Origin of the sequence: Psychrobacter immobilis, assembly GCF_003148585.1 — a bacterium.
GTDB lineage: Bacteria > Pseudomonadota > Gammaproteobacteria > Pseudomonadales > Moraxellaceae > Psychrobacter > Psychrobacter immobilis.
The window spans coordinates 72,816-96,106 of the sequence record NZ_QGGM01000007.1; the positions used below are offsets into that span (position 1 = coordinate 72,816).

22 protein-coding genes are annotated in these 23,291 nt (G+C 44.4%); 11 read left to right on the forward strand and 11 right to left on the reverse strand.

Annotation, left to right across the window (positions count from 1 at the left end; translation table 11 throughout):
• Positions 1-91 precede the first annotated feature (91 nt).
• Positions 92-2,248, reverse strand: a complete 2,157-nt coding sequence (gene pta / locus C8D84_RS07420; RefSeq protein WP_109591161.1) for a phosphate acetyltransferase — start codon at positions 2,246-2,248, stop codon at positions 92-94.
• A 215-nt stretch (positions 2,249-2,463) separates the two neighbouring features.
• The gene (locus C8D84_RS07425; protein ID WP_109591163.1) at positions 2,464-3,696 is read right to left on the reverse strand and encodes an acetate/propionate family kinase; all 1,233 of its coding nucleotides are present in this window, start codon (positions 3,694-3,696) and stop codon (positions 2,464-2,466) included.
• A gap of 527 nt (positions 3,697-4,223) precedes the next feature.
• Here C8D84_RS07425 and C8D84_RS07430 point away from each other — a divergent pair.
• The 4 genes from C8D84_RS07430 to C8D84_RS07445 all read left to right on the forward strand — a co-directional run bounded on the left by C8D84_RS07430 (position 4,224) and on the right by C8D84_RS07445 (position 8,301).
• Complete coding sequence (locus tag C8D84_RS07430; RefSeq protein ID WP_109591165.1) at positions 4,224-4,655, forward strand: LptM family lipoprotein; 432 nt, start codon at positions 4,224-4,226, stop codon at positions 4,653-4,655.
• Between the two features lie 93 nt (positions 4,656-4,748).
• Complete coding sequence (lysA, locus tag C8D84_RS07435; RefSeq protein ID WP_109591167.1) at positions 4,749-6,104, forward strand: diaminopimelate decarboxylase; 1,356 nt, start codon at positions 4,749-4,751, stop codon at positions 6,102-6,104.
• A gap of 260 nt (positions 6,105-6,364) precedes the next feature.
• Entirely contained in the window at positions 6,365-7,252 is an 888-nt protein-coding gene (gene dapF / locus C8D84_RS07440; RefSeq protein WP_045443366.1) for a diaminopimelate epimerase, read from the forward strand.
• A gap of 14 nt (positions 7,253-7,266) precedes the next feature.
• Positions 7,267-8,301 (forward strand): tyrosine recombinase XerC, encoded by a 1,035-nt coding sequence (locus C8D84_RS07445; protein WP_109591174.1) that lies wholly within the window; start codon positions 7,267-7,269, stop codon positions 8,299-8,301.
• Positions 8,302-8,349: 48 nt separating this feature from the next.
• Here the strand turns inward: C8D84_RS07445 and C8D84_RS07450 are convergent, their stop codons facing one another.
• Positions 8,350-9,246, reverse strand: a complete 897-nt coding sequence (locus tag C8D84_RS07450; RefSeq protein ID WP_109591176.1) for a nitrilase-related carbon-nitrogen hydrolase — start codon at positions 9,244-9,246, stop codon at positions 8,350-8,352.
• A gap of 313 nt (positions 9,247-9,559) precedes the next feature.
• Here C8D84_RS07450 and C8D84_RS07455 point away from each other — a divergent pair, with 313 nt between their 5' ends.
• Together C8D84_RS07455 and hpf are read left to right on the forward strand one after the other, a co-directional pair.
• Positions 9,560-11,215, forward strand: a complete 1,656-nt coding sequence (locus C8D84_RS07455) for an RNA polymerase factor sigma-54 (RefSeq protein WP_109591178.1) — start codon at positions 9,560-9,562, stop codon at positions 11,213-11,215.
• Positions 11,216-11,631: 416 nt separating this feature from the next.
• Complete coding sequence (gene hpf, locus C8D84_RS07460) at positions 11,632-12,000, forward strand: ribosome hibernation-promoting factor, HPF/YfiA family (RefSeq protein ID WP_060490316.1); 369 nt, start codon at positions 11,632-11,634, stop codon at positions 11,998-12,000.
• 237 nt (positions 12,001-12,237) lie between these two features.
• Here hpf and thiS read toward each other — a convergent pair whose 3' ends face one another.
• The 4 genes from thiS to C8D84_RS07480 form a co-directional block, all read right to left on the reverse strand.
• Positions 12,238-12,438 carry a sulfur carrier protein ThiS gene (thiS, locus tag C8D84_RS07465; RefSeq protein ID WP_045443372.1) on the reverse strand — a complete coding sequence of 67 codons (201 nt, stop codon included), beginning with the start codon at positions 12,436-12,438 and terminating at the stop codon, positions 12,238-12,240.
• 124 nt (positions 12,439-12,562) lie between these two features.
• The gene (locus tag C8D84_RS07470) at positions 12,563-12,940 is read right to left on the reverse strand and encodes a DUF423 domain-containing protein (protein ID WP_109591180.1); all 378 of its coding nucleotides are present in this window, start codon (positions 12,938-12,940) and stop codon (positions 12,563-12,565) included.
• Between the two features lie 113 nt (positions 12,941-13,053).
• Positions 13,054-13,917 carry an RNA polymerase sigma factor RpoH gene (gene rpoH, locus C8D84_RS07475; protein ID WP_198329691.1) on the reverse strand — a complete coding sequence of 288 codons (864 nt, stop codon included), beginning with the start codon at positions 13,915-13,917 and terminating at the stop codon, positions 13,054-13,056.
• Positions 13,918-14,158: 241 nt separating this feature from the next.
• Positions 14,159-14,614, reverse strand: a complete 456-nt coding sequence (locus C8D84_RS07480) for a sulfurtransferase TusA family protein (RefSeq protein ID WP_109591182.1) — start codon at positions 14,612-14,614, stop codon at positions 14,159-14,161.
• A 493-nt stretch (positions 14,615-15,107) separates the two neighbouring features.
• Here C8D84_RS07480 and C8D84_RS07485 point away from each other — a divergent pair, with 493 nt between their 5' ends.
• Positions 15,108-16,778, forward strand: coding sequence for a M48 family metalloprotease (locus C8D84_RS07485; protein WP_228244510.1), 1,671 nt, complete (start codon positions 15,108-15,110; stop codon positions 16,776-16,778).
• A 47-nt stretch (positions 16,779-16,825) separates the two neighbouring features.
• Here C8D84_RS07485 and C8D84_RS07490 read toward each other — a convergent pair whose 3' ends face one another.
• Positions 16,826-17,275, reverse strand: coding sequence for a GatB/YqeY domain-containing protein (locus C8D84_RS07490; RefSeq protein WP_109591184.1), 450 nt, complete (start codon positions 17,273-17,275; stop codon positions 16,826-16,828).
• 144 nt (positions 17,276-17,419) lie between these two features.
• Positions 17,420-17,635, reverse strand: coding sequence for a 30S ribosomal protein S21 (gene rpsU / locus C8D84_RS07495; protein WP_010195908.1), 216 nt, complete (start codon positions 17,633-17,635; stop codon positions 17,420-17,422).
• Positions 17,636-18,044: 409 nt separating this feature from the next.
• Between rpsU and C8D84_RS07500 the strand changes: the two genes are divergently transcribed.
• The 4 genes from C8D84_RS07500 to C8D84_RS07515 all read left to right on the forward strand — a co-directional run bounded on the left by C8D84_RS07500 (position 18,045) and on the right by C8D84_RS07515 (position 20,880).
• Positions 18,045-18,443: a hypothetical protein gene (locus C8D84_RS07500; RefSeq protein ID WP_109591186.1), complete on the forward strand. Its 399-nt coding sequence runs from the start codon at positions 18,045-18,047 to the stop codon at positions 18,441-18,443.
• A gap of 84 nt (positions 18,444-18,527) precedes the next feature.
• Positions 18,528-19,037 (forward strand): c-type cytochrome, encoded by a 510-nt coding sequence (locus C8D84_RS07505; RefSeq protein ID WP_109591187.1) that lies wholly within the window; start codon positions 18,528-18,530, stop codon positions 19,035-19,037.
• A 351-nt stretch (positions 19,038-19,388) separates the two neighbouring features.
• A complete protein-coding gene (gene tsaD / locus C8D84_RS07510) occupies positions 19,389-20,447 on the forward strand; it encodes a tRNA (adenosine(37)-N6)-threonylcarbamoyltransferase complex transferase subunit TsaD (RefSeq protein ID WP_109591189.1) in 1,059 nt (352 codons plus the stop codon).
• A 61-nt stretch (positions 20,448-20,508) separates the two neighbouring features.
• Complete coding sequence (locus C8D84_RS07515) at positions 20,509-20,880, forward strand: CrcB family protein (RefSeq protein ID WP_109591191.1); 372 nt, start codon at positions 20,509-20,511, stop codon at positions 20,878-20,880.
• 127 nt (positions 20,881-21,007) lie between these two features.
• Here C8D84_RS07515 and C8D84_RS07520 read toward each other — a convergent pair whose 3' ends face one another.
• Together C8D84_RS07520 and C8D84_RS07525 are read right to left on the reverse strand one after the other, a co-directional pair.
• Complete coding sequence (locus C8D84_RS07520; protein ID WP_109591193.1) at positions 21,008-22,000, reverse strand: tetratricopeptide repeat protein; 993 nt, start codon at positions 21,998-22,000, stop codon at positions 21,008-21,010.
• A 321-nt stretch (positions 22,001-22,321) separates the two neighbouring features.
• Positions 22,322-23,212, reverse strand: coding sequence for a LysR family transcriptional regulator (locus C8D84_RS07525; RefSeq protein WP_045452563.1), 891 nt, complete (start codon positions 23,210-23,212; stop codon positions 22,322-22,324).
• Positions 23,213-23,291: the final 79 nt, after the last annotated feature.

Below are 23,291 nucleotides of genomic sequence, written 5' to 3' on the forward strand. Positions count from 1 at the left end.
AAAGTCAGTTATGAATATAGCCAATAAAAAACCGACCATCATTTTGATAGTCGGTTACTTATAGCGCAATTAGTCCTACATTTTAATGCAATTAAATCGCGTCGCTATGAGCTTGAATAGCAGTAAGGGCAATGGTGTAGATAATATCATCGACCAAGGCTCCGCGAGACAAGTCATTTACTGGCTTATTCAAACCTTGCAGCATTGGGCCAACACTCACCACATTGGCGCTACGTTGTACGGCTTTATAAGTGGTATTGCCCGTATTGAGGTCTGGGAAAATAAAGACATTGGCTTGCCCAGCAACCGGTGAATCAGGCGCTTTTTGCTTGCCGACGCTCATGACAGAAGCGGCGTCATACTGTAGCGGTCCATCGACTTTTAGGTGTGGCGCACGCTCGCGGACGATTTGGGTCGCACGGGTGACTTTTTCGACGTCCGCGCCAGTTCCTGATGAGCCTGTAGAATAGCTAATCATCGCAACTTTTGGATCAATACCGAAGGCGGCAGCAGACTGTGCTGATTGAATGGCAATCTCAGCAAGTTCTTCGGCATTTGGATCAGGATTAATGGCACAGTCACCGTAGACAACCACTTGCTCAGGTAGCAGCATAAAAAATACTGATGATACGAGCGAATATTGCGGTGCGGTCTTAATCAACTGAAATGCTGGACGGACGGTATTGGCGGTGGTATGAATCGCGCCAGAAACGAGGCCGTCGACTTCATCCATCTGTAGCATGGTCGTGCCTAGATATACGGTGTCTTTTAAGTATTCAGCAGCGACTTCTGCGCTGGTTTTACCTTTACGGCGTTCGACCACTGCAGCGATATACTTATCCATATCAAGCGTGTCAGGATCAATTATTTCAAGACCTTCAGGTAAAACTAAGTCGAGATTTTTAGCCACTTGCTCGACATCGCTACGCTTAGCGAGTAGTACACAGTTGGCGATGCCGCGGCTTTGACAGATACAAGCGGCTTCAACCGTACGCGGCTCAGAACCCTCTGGTAGCACGATGCGTTTTTTGGCGTCTTGTGCTTTTTTAACCACTTGATGACGGAATGCAGATGGTGAGAGGCGCGGCTCATGATTTTGACTAAAATAGTCTTTAATCCAGCTAAGATCTAAATGGGCGGCGACATAACGAGCCACTTCTTCAGCACGTTCAGTATCATCACTTGGAATCTCTGCGCTCATGTGCATGAGGCTTTGTACGGTCTCATAGCTGTCGCTTTCGACACTCATGACAGGGATGCCTGTTTTGAGGGCAGATTGCCATAGCTCAGCGACGGTTGCACTCGGCTCGACGCCGCCAGTTAATACCAATCCTGCCAGCGGGATACCATTGATACAAGCCAAACCTGCTGCTAATAGTAAATCATCTCGATCGCCCGGTACGACGATAAGGGTGCCACGTTTAAACACCTCATCGACGCGTGCGACCGAGCGTGCGGTTAGGCTAATGCGGTTAATACGGCGTGACTTAGCTTCACCGACATTGAGCCATTTGGCATCAAGCTCAGTGGCGATATCCCACGTACGAGGCACGGACAGTGAATCACTGAATGGCACTACCCCGATTAAACGGAACGCATCAGTATTAAAATGCGGTGATAGGCGCTGGACTTCTTGCATAAAGCCTTCATCTAAACTCACAACCGCTTCACCAGGGGCAACGATTTGATTTTCTACGGTGCTTTGCGCATTTGGCAAGTCATGTACACGCATCAAAATCGCGCCGAGTGTGCGCTCATGGGCGATGCCGCCAAACTCACGAGCGTGAACGTCAAGCTTATCAGCCAGATAGGCTGGTTTACTGGTATCAGCAGTGCTAACAAAAATGATTCTAGCATCTAATGCATGGGCAATCGCACGGTTGATTTGTGAGGCATAAGAGGTCTCTGTGGTCGGTACTAAGCCTTCACAGATCACCACATCGTAATCATCGCCCAGAGTATGATAATTGACGACCACTTCTTCCATCAAGTCATCAAGATTACCATCACCAATCATACGCTCGACACGCTGCCGACTGATAGATTTAGGTGGCGTCAGACCAAAAGCATGCATTGCTAACGCGCTTGAGCTGTCTAAACTGTTTTGCTTATCAAGTGTATCATCTTGCAAAAATGGCTTCATAAAGCCCGCTTTGATACCGTTGTAATCAAGAGCGCGGATCAATCCAAGCGCTGCTGACGTTACGCCGATACCACGGCTGATGGGAACTAGTAAAATGGTTTGCATAAAGTATCCTACGGTTTATTATATTTTTAAAGCTCACTTCATCCTTGCTGGAATGAGTAAAACGTCGCGCTTCTCATCATAGGCTATGTATAAGAAGCGCTGGGCAAAAAAATAACTTAACACGTCTAATGAATAAAAGCTTATAAGACGACTAGAAGCTTATGAGAAAATTACAAGTAACTTATAATATAAGCAACTTATAAAAAGTGTCGAGCTTAGAGTAAGCCCAATGCTTCACGTGTTTCTTGAGCAATACGGCACTCTTCATCAGTTGGCACAACCCATAGCTCGATACTGCTATTGTCTGCGTGGAAGCTGCCTTCGCTACCACCAAACAAGCTCGCATTTTTGTCAGCGTCTACTTTTATGCCGAAATGACGCATCACTTCTAGGATACTGGTTCGGGTGGTGACTGAGTTTTCGCCGATACCACCTGTAAAGACAATGCCTGTGAATTCTGGTAACGCGCAGCTTAAGCTGGCAAGATATTTACCGACGCGGTAACAGAACATCTCGATAGCGAGTTTGGCATCTGCATGACCTTCGTTCGCCGCTTGTTCGACGGTACGTAAATCATTAGACAATCCTGAGACACCCAATAGACCACTTTCATTATTGAGCATGGCATCAATCTCTTCCAAGCTCATACCGAGCTGGCGCTTTAGGTGTATGTGTAGACTTGGGTCAACATCACCACTACGCGTACCCATCATGAGCCCTTCAAGCGGGGTCAGACCCATACTGGTATCAAAACTTTTGCCGTCATAAACGGCAGTTGCCGAGCAGCCATTACCCAGATGCGCTGTAAGCCAGCCATGTGGGCCTTTAGACTCAGTAATTTCACTGGCACGCTCTGAGACATAGGCATGAGAGGTACCATGAAAGCCATAACGGCGGATTTTGTGTTCTTCGTATAGGGCTTTTGGTAGTGGGTAGCGAAAAGCAACAGGAGGCATGGTTTGGTGAAAGGCCGTATCAAAGACGACGACTTGAGGAATATCAGGATAAATCGCCTGTACCGCTTCGATACCTAAAGCATGGGCAGGGTTATGTAGGGGTGCGAGTATTTTTAAGCGTTTTACTTCGTCCAGCACATGCTCATCGACACGGACTGCTGCAGAGTACTCACGGCCACCATGAACCACGCGATGACCAACGGCGATGAAATGATACTGTTCTAATAGCTCAAGGATTTTTTGTAGTGCTAACTGATGACGACCACCTGAGATAGAGATTTCCAGCTTATCTCCATTTAACGTCGTGTGTTTGATACGAGCAGTATCGAGTCCTAAGTTTTCGGCCAAACCAGTGATACGAATAGAATTGTCTTCGCTAATCAGCGCGTATTTGATAGAAGAGGAACCACAGTTGAGGACTAAGGTGGGATTGATTAGATTCGATGTTTCGGTATTTTTGTCATCAAAAGTGGTGGTTAGGCTGGCGCTCATACTCTGTCCTTAGATTGTATTTTGTAAAGGGTGACTCATCACAGACGAGTACCGGTTGAATAAACAAAAACCAGCCGCATCCATGCCGACATAGGTCAAGCAAGTACATTGCTGATTCTGGTCACTCTTGGGCTGGCACTATTGATCAGTGCTTGTTAAGTCGCATGCTAGCGCCTCAACACAGTCGCAAGGTCTACACATAATGTACCATAGTTTTAGGGCTATACCACGATAACTATAAGGGTTAAATCGATAGAATGTGGTATAGACAATACAACTGTACACCGAGTGTCGCTAGGGTTTGTCGGCTGCTACAGCCAAATATAATAGCTCATAATAAATTGTAAGAAAATTTGTCTAAGTAAATATAATAGACTGTTTTACCATTATAGCGATACATTAAGACCGCTAGTATCAACGCTCGCTTAGTAAATGGCAGTCGCACGGTCTAGTAAAACTTAGAAAAACCAAACTCGTCCAAATTTATTGATTAGGGATATTCAGTATGCACACAGCATTATGTAATAATGCTATTATCCAAAGCAGTCATATTGTCATTTTTTAGCGATGGCGATAGCTTTTATTTAGCTGTCTATAGGGTTGGATCTATCGCCTTTATGACTCGTGCTTTTTATCATTCTCATGCCATTGCAAAGTCACAGGTTCTCTATTCTATGTTTACTATTAACCGCTTTTCGAAAACTGAGCACACTAATGTCGCTGATCTTGGTCGCCGTGTTATCTCCACTTTTATTATTAGTGGGGTGGTTATAATGGGTTTGACGGGTTGCGGTCAAAAAGGCAATCTATACCTCGCCGACGCTAGTAGCCAGACGGTTCAAGGAGCTACGGATAGCGCTAACATACAGGGTAGTACCTATTCGACACAAGATGATGGTCATCAAGAAATGGATGATTTTAAGCTACCGGAACCCAGTGAAGACCCGAATGATTATTGATTTTTATTAAAAACTCAATGCCGTCAACGAGATTTCGGTGTGCACCCTAAGATTTTTTTAACTTTGTAACCTGATGAAATTAGAGATGTTTATATGAGTCATTCTGAGCAACAAACTGGCGAATCTGTCACGATCCAAACTGAGCAAGGCTTGTATGTTAATCCTCAAGCTTTAACCGCCCATTTACCCGCGCTAGATTATCGCGATGGTGCATTGTATATGGAGCAGGTGAGCATTGATGATGTGGTTAAACACTATGGTACGCCCTGTTATGTCTACTCAAAACAAGCCATTTTGGATGTCTATCAAGCTTATAGCGATAGCTTTGCCAGTTTAACGCACCAGATTTGTTATGCTGTAAAAGCTAATTCTAACCTTGCAGTACTTGGTATATTGGCGCAAGCAGGCGCAGGGTTTGATATCGTTTCACGCGGCGAGCTAATGCGGGTATTGGCGGCAGGTGGTGACGCTTCACGTGTGGTGTTCTCAGGCGTGGGCAAGACTTATAGCGATATCGAGTATGCCCTGACCCAAGGTATTGGTTGTTTTAACGTAGAGTCAATCAGCGAGCTGACTTTGATTAATGATGTGGCACAGAAATTGGATAAGCCTGCGCCAATTTCACTACGGGTTAATCCGAATGTCGACGCCAAGACGCATCCGTATATCTCAACAGGGTTAAAAGACAATAAATTTGGTATCACCCACGAAGACGCAGTTGCCGTCTATGAGCAAGCGGCGCAATTATCTCATATCGATATCGTCGGTATTGACTGTCATATTGGCTCGCAGTTGACTGAAGTTGCGCCATTTGTCGCGGCTTTGGATAAAGTGATTGAGCTGATATATAACTTACATGATAAAGGTATTGAGCTGCGTCATATCGATTTGGGCGGTGGTTTGGGTGTGCGTTATATCGATGAGACACCAGTATCTATCGACGAGTTTGCTCAAGCGTTATTACCGAAACTTAGCGAGCTTGGCTTAACGGTATTCTTTGAGCCGGGTCGCAGTATTGTGGCAAATGCTGGGGTATTATTGACTAAGGTTGATGTGCTAAAACCAACGGAACATAAGAACTTTGCCATTGTTGACGCAGCAATGAATGACTTGATTCGTCCGGCGTTATATCAAGCTGAAATGGCAGTCATTCCAAGTGCTTTGCCTGATAATGGCATCGACACTGATGGCACGCAGCCATGGGATATCGTTGGCGCTATTTGCGAAACGGGTGATTTTTTAGCGAAAGACCGTTTATTGTCGCTCGCGGCAGGCGATGTTTTAGCAATCACAGGCGCTGGTGCGTATGGCTTTACCATGAGTAGTAATTATAATTCACGCCCGCGTGCTAGTGAGGTAATGGTCGCCGATGATAGCCATCAACTGATTCGCAAACGCGAAACCATTGAAGCGCTATATGCAGACGAAGTATTGTGGCAAGGTAAATAAATCGGTGACCAACAGATTTAGCCATTTTTAGCCCATTTAGGCGTTTTCGTTCAGATTGAGGACATGCCCTAGATAAAAAGCCCGTTGTCTTTGATGATGGGCTTTTTTATGGCCTGCTCTAATGAGAGATGTCAGTTTGGCTGTACAAGGTGGATTTAGCATCGTGTTAACTTAGCATTTGATAGCGGTGATAGTTATGATTGTATCTGACAGCGTGCTAATATAAGACATACATAAAAATAGGATAGGATAACAAGGATATGCTAATAGAATTTACGAAGATGCATGGTCTGGGCAATGATTTTATGGTCATCGATTTGGTGACTCAGCGCTTAGATTTGACCAAGGATTTGGTACAGTTACTGGGTGACCGTCATTTGGGTATTGGCTTTGATCAGCTGCTCGTCGTTGAGCCACCGATGCGTCCTGACGTTGATTTTAGTTATCGCATTTTTAATGCTGATGGGTCAGAAGTTGAGCAGTGCGGTAATGGTGCGCGCTGTTTTGCTCGTTTTGTGCAAGCGCGTAAACTGTCATTTAAACAGCGCCTACGCGTTGAGACGGCAAGCGGCATCATTTCATTGACCACTGATCGTTATGGCTGGGTCGAAGTCGATATGGGTAAGCCGAAATTTGAACCAAGCGAGATTCCTTTTACCCCCAGAGCCACAACCAAAATTCAAAACGCCTATCATCTCGATGTAAATGGTACTCCTGTACAGCTTTATGTTGCCAATATGGGCAACCCGCATGCCGTTATCAAAGTTGATAACGTGCTCGATGCCGACGTTGAAACCTTAGGCAAAGCCATCGAATCGCATCCCGCCTTTCCTGACCGTGTCAATGTCGGCTTTATGCAAGTGATGAATCAGCGTCACATTCGTCTGCGTGTCTATGAGCGCGGTGTCGGTGAGACACAAGCCTGTGGTACTGGCGCTTGTGCCGCAGTAGCGGTTGGTATCCGCGAAGGCTGGCTCGATGAAGGCGAAGACGTGCGTGCGCAGCTTTATGGTGGCAGTATGATCATCAAATGGCAGCCGGGTTATTCAGTGATGATGACCGGTCCGACCGCCTTTGTTTACGAAGGCGTATTTAGCCCAGATGGTCTGATGGCACAAGCGGGCATCAAGCCCAATCCAGAAGGCTAATGGATAATAGGGCTATGTCTAATAAAAACAATCATACGATGGAGCCTACCTCAGATTCTGAGGCAAAAGCATGGCTATCAGTCGAGCACGCCGCGGCTATAGAGTCGGATGCTGCATTACGTGATTTGTTAGCGCCCGTGCATCGTTGGCTTAATGTCTTGTCGGTGCGCAATCATTCGCCGCATACGTTGACCGCTTATTTTGCAGGACTGAACCAATTGGCGCTATTTTTACGTGGGAAACGCCTGACGTGGACGCGCTGCGATAAGCGCCAATTAGCCCAGCATATTAGTCAACGCTTGGATGAAGATAAACTGGCACTTGCTAGCGTCCAGCAAGAGCTGTCAGCCATTCGCCATTTTTATGGCTGGTTGATAGAAGAGAACTTGGCACGTATCAATCCAACGACTGGCTATCAGCTCAAACGTAGTCCTCGACCGCTGCCGTCTATCGCTGATGTTGATTTGCTCACTCAGCTGCTTGACCAAGAGATGCCTGACACACCGGAACAAGCGCGCCTATGGCTACGTGATAAAGCGATGTTTGAATTGCTTTATAGCAGCGGTCTGCGCGTAGGTGAGTTGGTCGCGTTGGATGTGGTAGATGTAGATTTGGCTGATTTGCGCGTGCGAGTGACAGGTAAGGGCAATAAAACGCGTTTGGTGCCGTTAGGTATCAAGGCAGCAGAAGCGATTAGTCGTTATCTACCGCATCGTAATCTGTGGGTGGAGCAAATGGACAGCGCATTATTTATTAGTGAAAAATTGGGTACGCGTTTATCGACACGGGCAGTGCAGCAGCGTCTCAAAGTTGCGGCTACCCGTGCTGGCATCGCACAAAATATGTATCCGCATCTATTGCGTCATTGTTTTGCCTCGCACATGCTGTCGGGCAGTGGTGATTTGCGCGCGGTGCAAGAAATGCTTGGGCATAGCGATATCAGTACCACGCAAATTTATACCCATGTCGATTTTGCTAAACTCACGCAAGTCTATGATCGCGCTCATCCGCGCGCGACTCATGCAAGCACTGAAAAAAATACCACCTAACATCCGATATTCAATACTTACTATTCAGTACTCAGCATTGAAACTGACTTACGCCAAACGATGACAATCAAAAATGGGCATTTTTTGGCGGCCTTGCTGTTGAGTCTGTTTGTCTAAGATTGCCAAGATCAAAGCATAATTTTTATTATCTTTATGAATAGCATTGTTTAATTCACTATCCTCATAGCTGTTAATAATCGTGCCATCAAAAGCTGTGATAGTGGTATGCCCCCACGTTTGACGGATATCACCGTTTTTATAAATATGGTCGCCGCCTTGTGCTGCGCCAATGACCATGCACTGACTGTCTAACGCCCGCGCGCGAAGTAACAGCGACCAGTGTGCTTGCCCCGTTAAATAAGTAAATGCCGATGGCGCACTTAATAGGTCAGCGCCTGCTTGACGTAAGCGCTGTGCCAATGCAGGAAAACGCAAATCAAAACAAACCATCATACCGAGCTGATAAGCAGCATGATCACTCTCTACTGTTGCAACTACAGTCTGTGTGCCGGGCTCAAACGTCGCCGCTTCATTATAGCTGCCATGTTTATCTGCTACCGTCGCCGTGAATAGATGAATTTTGTCATAGCGTGCCACTCGCGTACCATCAGGGGCAAATAGCTGACTGACTTGGCGCAGTCTGCCATCAGGCACGATGACGCCATCAGGGCGATAAGGGCAGGGTAGTGAGCCTGCCAGCACATAGACACCGTAAGTACTGGCATAGTCTGCTATCGTCGCTGATAGCGCATCAAAGCGCTCTGCGGTGGTAAATTGCTCGCCCATGCTACAGCAGTTTTCAGGTAAGACAACAAGGTGAGCACCTTGATGACTGGCATCGCTGATGGCAGCTTTTATAGCCGCTACGTTTTTTTCGATGTCTTGCTGGCTATTCATTTGAATCGCAGCAGTGACAAGATGTGGTTTATTTGCTTGGTCATTCATCGTATTATTCTCGGTTAATGTTAAGAGTGGTTCAATTGGCTCGAAGGTTTTGTGTCATGTACCTTGTATTTTTTATATAGCCTTATTATTATCAACAAGATTTGGTTGTTTATTGTTTAGCAGTTCATGCTAAAACGGTCAAATTTATAGAGTTTTATAAGTAGAAAGTAATAAGCGTATTGGACCGTCTATAAATTATCATAGCAAAATTGCCACGAAAAATGCTATCGTCATGTCCTGATAACGTTAACTCGCTACTTTAAGTGGCAACATATATAGACTATCACCAGTATCGGAGTGTAATAAGCCACCCATGAGTATGTCTTTCGGATTGGCGACCACGCTGAGCACCTCACAAAAACTGACCCCGCAAATGCAGCAAGCTATTAAATTGCTGCAACTCTCTAGTCTTGAGCTTGCGCAAGAAGTTCAGGCCAAGCTGGATAGTAATCCATTGCTTGAACGTATTGAGGATGATGAAGATGAATACGATTATGGCAGCGGCGATAGAGTAGATGAGTCATTGACACTTGATAGCTGGAACCAGAGCGCTGATATTGACTCATTTAGTGCAACCTCTGAGAGTAATACCCATACCTCTGAACCAGATGAAGACTTTAGTGACAGCTTGGACAAATTACAGCAAGCCAGTATCGATGATGGTGCCATAGACAATCATACGATGGATAGTGACGACTATAGTAGCTTTGAAAGTAGTGCTGATAGCAGTAATTATGCATCTACGCCGAGCAGTTCGGGGAGCAAAAGTGACGAGGATTTTGACAGTTATCAAGGCGGCACTTCTGCCACCATACAAGACCATGTGCGCTGGCAGCTGAACTTTAAGCATCTCTCAGAAGCGGACATGTTGATTGCAACCTATCTGATAGACTCTATGGATGACATGGGTTTTGTGCGGCTTGATATCGATGAGCTGTTGCAAAGCTTCGATACGATGGCAAGTTTTTATCAATGGGACGAATCGGTTGAGCACGATGAAGTCATGGCTGTTTTACGTGTTATTCAGTCTTGTGATCCGCTGGGTGTTGGGGCGCGAAATCTCAGTGAGTGCCTAGCGATTCAGTTGTCCAAGCTCGATGCAAATACTGACCATCTAAAAGAAGCGCAAGCATTATTGTCAGCCAGTGAGCATTTGGTGAGCAATAACATCAAAGTATTGACTGAGCGGACTGGACTCGCGCCTGCACAGATTACCCCCGCGCTTAACTTACTGCGTACCTTGAATCCGTCACCTGGCCTGCTATTTCAAAGCAGCCAACCAGACTATACTCAGTCGCCAGCCAGCTATGATATTCCTGATGTTTTGGTCACGCCTATACGTCACCATCAGAGTCAGACGAGTTCAGATAAATCGACGCAAGAGGACGGCTGGAATGTGCGCCTCAATCCTGACACCATGCCAAAGCTAAGAGTCAATCAAGAATATGCCAATTTGGTGAAGCGCGGTGATGACAGCCCCGACAATCAATATCTGCGTGAAAACCTCACCGATGCCCGCTTGTTTATTCGTAGTATCGAAGAGCGTAATCAAAACTTATTAAAAGTGGCAACCAGTATCGTGCGTTATCAGCAAGAGTTCTTGCAGCATGGCGCAACTGCCATGCAACCGCTCATTCTAAAAGCCATTGCGGAAGAAGTGGATTTGCACGAATCGACCGTTTCACGTCTAACCACCAGTAAAACAATTTTGACGCCGCAGGGATTATTTTCACTCAAACATTTCTTTTCATCTCATGTCAGCAGTACCGACGGTGATATTTCATCGACTGCCATTAGCGCCATGATTAAGCAACTGATAGCCGATGAAGATGCCAAAAAGCCATTATCTGACAGTCGCATAAAAGATTGTTTATTATCGGAAGGTATCGATATCGCCAGAAGAACCGTGGCCAAATATCGTGAAGCAATGAATATTGGCTCGTCTACTCAGCGTAAACAGAAATATTAAATGTCACAATTCAATGAGTTAAGAGAGAAATCGTGCTATCGCTAATATATTTCTTGATAAATATAAAAAATAAAATTTTTTGATTATATAGAAACATTCAGGAAACAACCGTTTTTATTACATTTAATTACACTTTGCTGTCTTGCTACTATTTGATATTCATGACAAATTAGAGTCATACCAACAACGAAATCTAAGTGTCGATTTAGCGTATTTACTTATCTCATTAATCAAAATGACAACGAAAGGACACGTTCGATTTTTGCTAAAAGCATCGATTACTAAAGGCGCTGATCAATAAAGACACCCCATTCATTGTTGGTAAGGCAGGGTGAAAAAGCAGGAATGCTGGCTCATCTGTTGATTGTAAGCAACAACGTAGGCAACAATGTAAGTCATAATAAAAGGACAATAATATGAATGTTTCTATCAGTGGTCACCATATCAGTGTTACCGACGCTATGAACACAGCTGTTCAAGAAAAACTTGATAAAATTGGTCGTCATTTTGATCAAATACAAAGTATTCAAGTCATTTTATCATTAGATAACAGCGGTGCTATAAAGAGCCATAAGGCTGAAGCGATTATGCGAGTATCGGGTAAAGAGATGTTTGTCCAAGCGCTTGACGATGATATGTATAAAGCCATTAACGAGATGGCAGACAAACTTGATAGACAAGTACGCAAGTACAAAACTAAGTTGGAGAGCAAAAAGACTCAGGGTGCTGGGCGTGATGGACGCTATGAAGAGCTGATGACAGATGATGCCGCTCCAGCAGTCTAATGTTATAGAGTTTAGGATATTTAAAGGTTAATGATTACTGGCTGATGAAATAATAAATAGTATAAATAGCCGCATTTTTAGATATCTCTAAATGACATTGCCTAAAACGGAAAAAGACCTCGAACGTTTGCTACGTTGAGGTCTTTTTTATGAGCAATTATTTTTTAAAAACTCACCTTTAAATACATTTCTTTAAGCACATTCATTTTCAAATCAATAGATCATCATTTTAGCTAATTAGCCACCACCGACTGCTTGTACCACTTCGATATTCATACCTTCAGCGATACTTAATTGAGCAAGCTCACTCTTTGGAATCAGTTCACCATCGACTTCTACTGCATAACGACCTTGGCTAAGACCAAGCTCATTGATGACCAGTTGCACAGTCTGATGGGTAGTCTGTAGTTTCTTACCATTAACGATAATGGTACTCATAAAATATACTCCTTAATGATTTTTTATCCTTTTATGCGTACTAAGGCGTGTCCTCATTTTTATCTCCATTTTCAAAACGAGGATACGCTATAGAGTGCAACTTACTTATTGTTTGATCGATTGGTTATTTTGCGACCAATTTGTTCATCTTAAATGATGACAATGCTAGCCATAGCCAACCTGCAATCATTAGTACACCACCGATAGGCGTGATCGCGCCAAACCAAAGTGGTGCGCCAAGTGTCATCGCATATAAGCTACCAGCAAATATGATAATGCCAATTTGTAATAGCCATGCAGTGATTTGAGTAGCATATTTCATGCGAATAAACAGACCAACCAGTAATAAACCCAGCGCATGTATAAACAAATAAAGTGTTGCAGTGTGCCACCATTCGAGTTGTTGAGCACTGGCGATATTTTTTAGGCCATGCGCCCCAAACGCCCCTAAAGCGACGGCGATGGCCATATTGATCGCCGCAATGCCTATCCAATTTAACATGACAAACTCGTATTATTGAAAACTATAGCTGTTGAAAGCCAATTTCTCTTGACAGGTAGTGACTATTTACAGGTAACAACTATTTACAGGTAGTAATTATTGACAAGTAATAACTATTGAATATCATCTGGCAAAATAACGCTATCAATGGTCATTGCCTCGCGGATTTTGTCCATGGCATTTTTTTCGATTTGGCGTACGCGTTCTGCTGAGATAGAGTAGACGGCTGCCAATTCGTGTAAGGTTGATTTTTGCTCAGAGAGCCAGCGTTGCTCCACGATATCGCGTGAGCGCTCATCAAGGGTATCCATTGCCGCGATCAATGCAGATGAGTTGCTTTCTTCCCAATCTGCTTCTTCTAACTGCTCGGCAGGATCGATACCATCTTCCAAAAATAGCTGCGGTGCATAACGTCCATCGTCGTCATCGCTAGATTGCGCCTCAAACGAGGCGTCATAAGAGGTAAGCCGCGATTCCATTTCTAACACCTGCTTGCGTGTGACATTTAAGTCCTTGGCAATGGCATCAGCCTCTTCTAGCGTTAGCTGGTTGTTGGTTTTTTTGAGACTACGTAAGTTAAAGAATAATTTACGGTGCGCTTTGGTGGTCGCGACTTTGACAATGCGCCAGTTACGAATTACAAATTCATGAATTTCTGCTTTAATCCAATGCACTGCAAATGACACCAAACGCACGCCCTTATTCGGGTCAAAGCGTTTTACAGCCTTCATTAGTCCCAGATTGCCCTCTTGGATTAAGTCTGCTTGCGGCAAACCATAACCCGAGTAGCTGCGGGCAATATGAATCACAAAACGCAGGTGCGACATCACGAGCAGACGCGCCGCTTCTACATCGCCTTCATCATAATAGCGATGTGCCAGCTCTTGCTCTTGGATTGGTGTCAAAATTGGGATTTGGTGCACCGTGTTGATATAAGCGCCCAAATTGACCCCAGGCGCTGACAAATGAGTCGGCATCGCTGGCACTAAGTCACGGGTGCTAGTGTCGCCTAAGGCGCTAGCATCATAAGGTGGACGTTGGGCGGCAGCTTTTAATGCGGCATCACGTGCTTCGTTTTTTATAGGAGCTGCCTCATCTTTTTTATTCGTTTTTGCCGTATCAGTAGAATTATTAGCCATATTCTTGACCTTGATTAAATAGTGACGCAAATAGTCAGATAAAAATCTTTATAGTTGTAATTGTAAAGGATAGCGACACTTAGTTGCTATCAGTTTTAGTAATGATGAAGTGATATATTGTATCGAAACGCTGTGCTGATAAGCTATCCGCTGATGGCTGATCCGTCATGCTACTAACGATTAATCGCAGTTGACTTGCGGCATTTGTTTGCTGGTTTTGTTGACAAAAAGCGGTGATATCAGCCTGTGAGTTGGCATCAGTTGCGACCACGTATAATGAACCGCCAGCTGTGACGTCACGTAGTGCCACTTTGGTTTTTAACAGCGGCATTGGACAAGCAAGTCCGCGACCATCAACGAAACGTTGAACATGAACAGGCTGCGTTTCATTCGCCTCATGATCTGTAGTGACAGTATGCGCTGGTAACAAGTCTAACAGGTTGCTGATGTCTTGCTGCTCAGTATCAGACAAATCTGCTGATAAGTTTATAGAATAAGGAAAATATACGGTGGTTGACTGACGATCAGCAGACATAAAATAAACCTTATAAATATTTTGATTTGTACTAGATTGTATTGAACATTCGCAAACACGCAATGACAGTGCCTGTAATTCATAAAAGACACTCGGCAGTGGCCAGACCCTATAATCATGAAATGCCATTATACCAAATAGCCGATATGTAGTTGAAGTTGAATATAATCAACGTCACATTCAGTTCATTAGAATCACCTATAGTTTGTTCAAGATAATTTAGATACAAGGAAAACGAGCAAAAGTACTAAAAATAGTAGACTGAGCGCGCCTGACACCATATCTATTTTATAGGGGATTGACTAAAGCCATGTTGCACAATAGTGACGGACAGCTGAGTTATTGGTAGTCGAATGCAGACTAGAATTGACCTTATATCAGCAAGCTCGTATAGTCGAAAAACGTTTAGTCAAAAAATCATTCGAAAAGACCTTATTTCAAAAACACCTTACTTCAAAAACAGTATCATTACTCACTTGCATAGGATACGTACTTGAACCATTTTAATAGACAATCGATACTTGGTAATGCGCCCATGACTCAGGGAAAAAAATGTAAAAGTGCCGCGCGTTCGATGGCATTATCGAGCGCTATTAAATTGGCGTTGTCGGCGATACTAATGACGATGACCACTGCTGCCATGAGCGAGAATAGTCTTAATAATGCTAATACGAGCAGCAAAGCGATGGCATCCAATTATAATTCATGGCAAACCACCGGCTCAGAAGAGCTAAATCTGCCCAATTTGCGCGGACAAGGCTTGAGCTTCGCTGAGCAATATCAAAATAAATTGCTCGGCGAATGGTCGTTACGGAACGTCAATGGTCGTATCAAAATGGAGCATGATCCTTGGATTCAAGAAACGGTCAAAGACATGACTTGGCGTCTCAATGCGCAAGCAAGGCAGCAAGCGCCGATGGGTTTGGTTATCATTGATAACCCAAGTATCAATGCCTTTGCAGCACCAGGCGGTGTCATTGGACTCAATACAGGGACGATTCTGGCCGCTAGCAGTATGGATGAGCTTGCCAGTGTGGTGGCGCATGAAGTTGCTCACATCAGTCAGCGCCATTATGAAAGTGGTGCTGATGAGCGCAAAAAGGCCTTGCTGATGCAGATAGGCGGTATGCTGGCTGCGATTGCAGCATCGGCGGTCGATGGTGATGCAGCGGCGGCAGTGATGATGGGTAGCCAAACGGCAACGATGAACAGCACGATGGCATTTAGTCGAAATAATGAGCGCGAGGCCGATCGGGTGGGCATGCAAATCATGACCCAAGCAGGCTACGACCCAAGGGCGATGCCGCGATTCTTTGCCACGATGAACCAACGTAGCCAGCTCAACCAAGTTGAAAATCGATTTTTACCAAGCTTCGTACGCTCGCATCCACTGAGTAACGAGCGCTTAAGTGAAGCACAAAGTCGTGCCCAGCATTATCCCTCACTGTCACTAAATCAGCAGCAGCGCCATCAGGCGTTGTTTGATCTGCTCTATTGGCGTGTCCAAAGTACGGGTAAACACGCCTCAGAGACAGTGCTAATGACGGCTGCTAAAAATAGCATAGGTGCCAAATTGGCTTTGATGAACTGGTATGGCGAACAGCAACGCTTTACAGAGGCAAGCGATTTACTGGCTGAAATCAATCGACTGCCGCCTACGCAGCGCCAAAATTTAGAGCCTTTACTATCGATTACTCATAGCCAAATTCTAACGGAGCAGAATAAATGGTCACAAGCGGCGGACGTATTAGCCAGCCAGCAGCGTGTTTATCCTGAGCGTCGTGATCTGCGTCTTTATTTGGCAGAAGCGCTTACCAATAGCAATCAGCCCATCAAAGCCCAAGCGTTGCTTAAACCACTGACCGAGCAGCAGCCAAGCGACCGTTATGCTTGGCAAAGTCTGCAACTGGCCAATGAAAAACTGGCAAAAATGACCGACTCTGCGTCCCTGAAAAATATTGCCACCATTAACGCGCTACGCTATCGCAGTCATGACCAACTATGGAGTAGTCGTTACGAGAGTGCGTTGACGTCACTGACCCAAGCCAAACAACTGGCGGAAAAACTACAAACCACGGCTCAAGCCAGTAGCGCCCGTCCATTGCTTGCCAATATCAATGCAGAAATCAAAGCAGTAAAAACCGCCAAAGACTTTGAGCCTTAGGCGGTTATTTTTACGATGTCGTCATTAGCTTTTGATGACACTAATTACTAGCCTTGCAGCGCATCTTTCACCAGCTTAGAGATGAGCGCAGGGTCTGCGCGTCCTGCGGTTTTGTTCTTTAATACACCCATCACACTGCCCATGTCACGCATAGAGGTTGCGCCTTGTGCAGCGATTTCCGCATTGACCAAGGCCGCAAGTTCAGCATCATCCATTTGTTTTGGCATAAATTCATTGATGATATCAATCTCAAACTGCTCTTTGGTTGCCAGATCATCACGATTGTTTTTGGTAAAAATATTCAACGACTCATGGCGTTGTTTTAGCTGCTTTTGCAGTATATCTAAGACTTGCGCATCATCAAGCTCTATTTGACGGTCAATCTCAATTTGCTTGATAACCGCTTGCACGTTACGCAGTACTTTGACACGCTCAAGCTCACGCGCTTTCATAGACACTTTGACATTGTCTGATAAAGTCTGTTTCAGTTGGCTCATTGTTATTATCCTTATTTGTTAAGAGGTATTTATTCAAATTTTTAAGCAATAATAATAAAAATTGTAGCATAAAAAACGCCACTGATATCAATGGATAACAGTGGCGTTAATGTAGCACTTGTACTTAATTAATCGAATTATCGATTAGTACATACGAGTGGTACGAATAGTTTCGCGTTGTAATTTTTTCTTATAACGCTTTACGGCAGCAGCTTTTTTACGCTTACGTACTTGCGTTGGTTTTTCATAAAACTCACGCTTACGTACGTCTGATAATACGCCAGCTTTTTCGCAAGCACGCTTGAAACGACGGATAGCGATGTCAACTGGTTCGTTTTCTTTAACCTTAACTGCAGGCATGAAGACTCCTCGATTAGGATGAGATATAAGGGCATTAGTCTGGCTGTGTATTAGTATTTAGCCGTAATATCTCAAGATTACAGGCATCAGCTCAAACTAGGATAATCTTGCGCATGAGCACAAGGGCAAGCATTTTAATAAAAAATGTCAGTTAAGTCAATGATTTTAGCACATTAATCCATATTTATCATTAAGTTGCAAGGTACAATACGCAGAGACAATTAGAAAAGTAGTTAGAACGCAGGTTTTTGCTCCCGCTTTAATGAAACTATAAATGCAAAGTATAAAATTACTATGAATAAAAAACCCTACTGTCTATAACGGTTTGGTTGGAGTTTATGCTATGATAATTTGCATATAATAGTCAGCATATTAACCATTTTATGTGTATTTTATTGAGGATGTTGGAATGAAAAAAACAGGACTAAATATAGCGCTAAGCACCGCATTTATCCTTGCTCTTGGCTTTGGCATTAGCGCTTGTAGTGGTGAAAAAGAAGGCGAATCACACGAAGTATTGGCAAAAGATCGCGTTGATGAAGCCGCTGAGCTGGCTCGCAAAAACGCACCTGAAGCTGAAAAAATGGAGTTCCCAGAAACGGCTCCAGCGCCAGTAACTGAAGCTGATGGCACAGTAGATGGTGCTGCAGCTGCTGAAGCAGGGACGACTGCTACTGATATGACAGATGCAACGGATAGCGATGTTGCTGTCGCTGACAGTGCAGTTATGCCAGCTAGTAGTGCAGATGTGCCAGCTGCTGATACGGCGGCAACGCCTACTGCTGACGCTGAACCAGCTACGAACTAATCACGGTTTGTGGGTTGATAGGTTTTGAATTTATGCGCTGTCATAAACAGTCGCTAACATGAAATATCGAATAGAGGTGTGATCATGATAAGTAAACAGCAGCGTATGAATAAACTGGTCTTATCTGCCATTAGTTTAAGTGCGCTATTAGCAATCACTGCTTGTAGTGGTGACAATGCAGCGGTTGAAGAGCCTGCTGTTGTCAATGAATCTGCCGATACAACGGCAGTGGTAGAAGACGCACCTATAGTCGAACCTGAAGTCGTTACACCTGAACCTGTGGCAGATACCGAGACGACGGTCATTGAAGATAAGCCAGTGCAGGAAATCTCCGCGGAGCCTGAAGTGTTGGCTGCGGATGCAGGCGCCAAGCTTTATGAGACCAACTGTAAGGTTTGTCATGAAGGAGGGCTGCTGAACGCGCCGAAATATGGTGATAAAGCCGCGTGGGAGCCGCGTCTGGCTAAAGGCACAGAGACGCTGCACATGCATTCGGCAAAAGGCTTTAATAAGATGCCAGCCCAAGCCACCGATAAGGTCAGTGAAGCCCAAGTTTACGCAGCTGTAGATTACATGATTGAAGCAGTTAGCTGATCCGGTATATTAAGAGATATTGACCATTGAAATTTGTTAAACTGACCGTCATTGTGACTGACAATGGCGGTTTTTTTATGCACGTTTTTTGGCAGATACTAGGGCGTGTCCTCAATTCAATCGATTAACCTCTAAATGGGTTAAAAATGGCTAAACTTTGTCAAACATCGCCAAACATCGCCAAACATTGTCAAATAGCTTATTAATATCTCGATAGTATTTACGCTGCTTTCCTTGTTTGACGGCAATTTATCTCATTTTTATCACCATTTTTAAAAAGACGACACGACCTAAAAGATAGCAGCGTTGTAAAAAATAATACGCAGACCAAAGTATGATAAAGGCAAAAATATGAAAGTATTGGGTTTAGAGACTTCTTGTGATGAGACAGGTCTGGCGATTTTTGACAGTGAGCAGATGAATAGTGACAATCAAGGGCTGGTTGGACAAGTCCTGTATTCACAAATAGAGCTGCACGCACTGTATGGTGGCGTTGTGCCTGAGCTTGCCAGTCGCGATCATATTCGTAAGTTGGTGCCTTTGCTTAATGAGTTGTTAGAGCAGTGTAATGTGAAGAAAAGCGAGATTGATGCCATTGCTTATACCAAGGGACCTGGACTCATTGGCGCTCTGATGACGGGCGCATTATTTGGGCGCAGTTTGGCATATGGTTTGGATATTCCTGCCATTGGTATCCATCATATGGAAGGACATCTGCTCGCACCGCTGATGGGTGCCAATCCACCCGCCTTTCCGTTTGTTTCGTTATTGGTCTCAGGTGGGCATACATTACTCATCGCCGCACGTGGTGTCGGGCAATATGAGATATTGGGTGAGTCGATCGATGATGCCGCAGGTGAATGCTTTGATAAAGCCGCCAAAATGTTAGGTTTGCCCTATCCGGGTGGTCCCAATATTGCCAGATTGGCTGAAACAGGCAACCCAACTGCTTACAATTTGCCAAGACCCATGCTACATCGCGGATTAGATTTTTCTTTTAGTGGTATGAAAACCGCCGTGCATAACCTTATTAAAGACACCGATGGTTCAGGTGGCTCAGGGAATAATACGGACAGCGATCCGCAAGTTCGCGCCGATATCGCCGCCAGCTTTCAGCATGCAGTCGTCGATACGCTAGTGCGAAAGTGCGTGAAAGCACTAAAGCAAGTAGAGATGAGTCGATTGGTGATTGCGGGCGGTGTCAGTGCCAACACTCATTTGCGTGAAACTTTGGAGAGTGAGCTTGCCAAGATAAATGCCACTGTGCATTATGCGCCGCCTGCATTATGTACTGATAATGGGGCGATGATTGCTTATGCTGGTTATGAGCGCTTGCAGGCAGGGCAGTCTGATGATTTAGCGGTGAGCTGTGTGCCGCGTTGGCCGATGACTGAGCTACCAGCAGTGTAAGACGGCTTTGCTCAATACTAATACTATCTCCGTTAACCTTTATTAAACCTAAGGATGAACTATGCAGTGGCTTGCTATTGGACTAGGGGCTGCCATTGGGGCTTGCCTGCGGGCATGGTTGGCTCGCTTTAATCCGCTGCACCACTGGATACCCCTTGGGACGCTTGGTGCTAATGTATTGGGTGGACTATTAATAGGGTTGGCACTGGTGTGGTTTGAGCGCGTGGGCAGCAGTTTATCGCCCAATGTCCGACTATTTGTGATTACCGGTTTTTTGGGCGGATTGACCACTTTTAGTACTTTTAGTGCAGAAGTTTTTACCTTTATCAATGCTGGTAAACTACTAGCAGGTTTGGGATTGGTTGGGCTACATGTGGGACTGACGTTACTAGCAACCGCTATCGGATTTTACTTCTTTAAGCTGGTTTTATAAGCTTTGATAGATGCCATTCGCATAATGGTCTAATATAAGTGGTTCCATTATACCAGTCTGTTTTAAGTGGTCTATTAATTGATTAATCAGCCTAATTAGGTGGTTCCGTTGGGGTATACCCAGAACTCTATTCTTGGTTCAGTAGTCGATAGTTATCACATCCAGCTTGATTTCCACCATCACAGGTCTTACCAAATATTTCTTTAGCTTTAGCCTTGTTTTGGCGAACCCCATAGCCTTTGAAGTACATCCGACCAAGGTTGTTTTGCCCATCAAAATTTCCTTGATTAGCTGCTTTTTGATACCACTTAAATGCCTTTTTATAATCTTGACGGACGCCAAGACCCTCGAAATACATAAAACCAAGATTATTTTGTGAGCTGGCTGCCCCTTGATTAGCTGCTTTTTGATACCATTCAAGTGCCTTTTTATAATCCTTACCTGCGCCATAAGTACCATAACCTTTGTGATATGTCACACCAAGATTATGTTGAGCTTTAACATTTCCTTGATTAGCTGCTTTCTCCCACCATTCAATCCCCCTTTTATAATTCTTAGTGGTTCCATCGCCATGAAAATACATTCCTCCAAGATCAGATTGAGCATTAATATTTCCTTGACTGGCTGACTTCTGCCACCACTCAAACGCCTTTTTAGAATCCTTGACACTACCAAAACCACCGAAATACTCTGCTCCAACAAGATACTGAGCCTTAGCATCACCTTGCTCTGCTAGTACTTCCAGTGGATTGCTAATATTTTTAAATTTCATAGATGTAGCTAGCTCTTGAGCTAAACTTGCTTGATCTTGAGCTAAATCTGCTTGATATTGAGCTAAATGTATTTCGTCTTCATTAGCTGTATTTGCTTGCGCTTGGGCTATATCTGCCTCAGCCCGAGCTATATCTGCTCGATCTTGAGCTATATCTGCATCTGTTTTTGGGTACGTTACAGGTTTCACAGGATTAAATATCGTTGAACCTTCAGCCGGTATGGTCGCTGATGCGAAGGCTAATATTTCAGCATCTGATAATGGTGAGGCAGTGGCTAATATAGAAAAAAATACTGATACTATAAAAATTACTAGCTTGTATATGACTGAGTTTTTCAGCAGTGACATGGCAAGTCTCTATTTATAAAGTTGGAAGGTTGTAAAGTTAATAACATGTTAGCAGGTATATTTTAGAGCTGTCGGCTCGGTGGCTTTTTTGTGCTAATTTTCATTTAATATAAGACCCATTATTGGAATATGTTCAATGCCTGTTATGTACACTACGAAGTACACTGGAATTATTTCCATAATTCAAACTCTTATTATCATTAGCACACAGCCGAACCTTCAAGTCCTCACTAGGGTACCGTTATTTACCATAACGCTCGTCATAGCGTAAGAGAGCGGATGATATTTCTTAACTGGAATAATTTAGTAGATAGTGAAATACTACACCGGCTTCACAATACCTTCTAATAAATTCGCAAAACCTTGCATATAAGCGGTATCTTGGCTTGATGTGCGCGTCGCTGCATATAGCTGACAATGCACACCCGTACCCAATGGACGCGAGACGACCCAGCCTTTTTTCTCATATTCAGCAACCACCCAATCAGGTAACGCCGCCACACCGCGTTCACTAGCAACCAATTGAATCAGCATCGCCGTCAACTCTGTAGTGCGAATACTATCAAAGCTTACTTGCGCAGGGGTCATAAAGTTGGCAATAATATCGAGACGCTTGGCTTCCACTGGATACGCAATCAGGGTTTCATTGGTTAAGTCATCTGGCTCAATAAATTTCTGCGCCGCCAAATCATGCGTTGGTGATAGCACCAAGCGACTTTCATACTCAAATAACGGCTGATAGCTGATACCGTCTATCGGTAAATCGCTGGTGGTAATGAGTAAATCAATATCACCTTCCATCAATAAGTGGTGCGGCTCTGGCTCAAAACCAGTCGCAAAATCTAGCTCTACATCAGACCATTCGCGGCGGTAATGATTGAGTATCGGCATTAGCCAATCGAAGCAACTGTGACATTCAGAGGCTAGCCGTAATCTACCCGCTTGACCGTGAGCTAAGCGTTTAAGGTTGGATTTGGTACGAGTGACCTGCGGCATGATGCTATCTGCCAATGCCAATACCGTCTTGCCAGCTGGCGTAAAAGTCAGCGGGCGTGTTCGGCGATTGACCAAGCTGATATCGTAATAATTTTCCAGCTCTTTTAGCTGATGCGAGACCGCAGACGCTGTGACGTGCAATTCATCGGCAGCCGCCGCCAATGAGCCATGCGCTCGTAGCGCGGTTAAGGTATTGAGATGACGAAGCTCTAACATAAGACAACCTAACCGCTAAAGTGAGAAAAATTCATTATAATCGATATAGCGCTGATTTTCATTCAAAGTCCGATTTTTA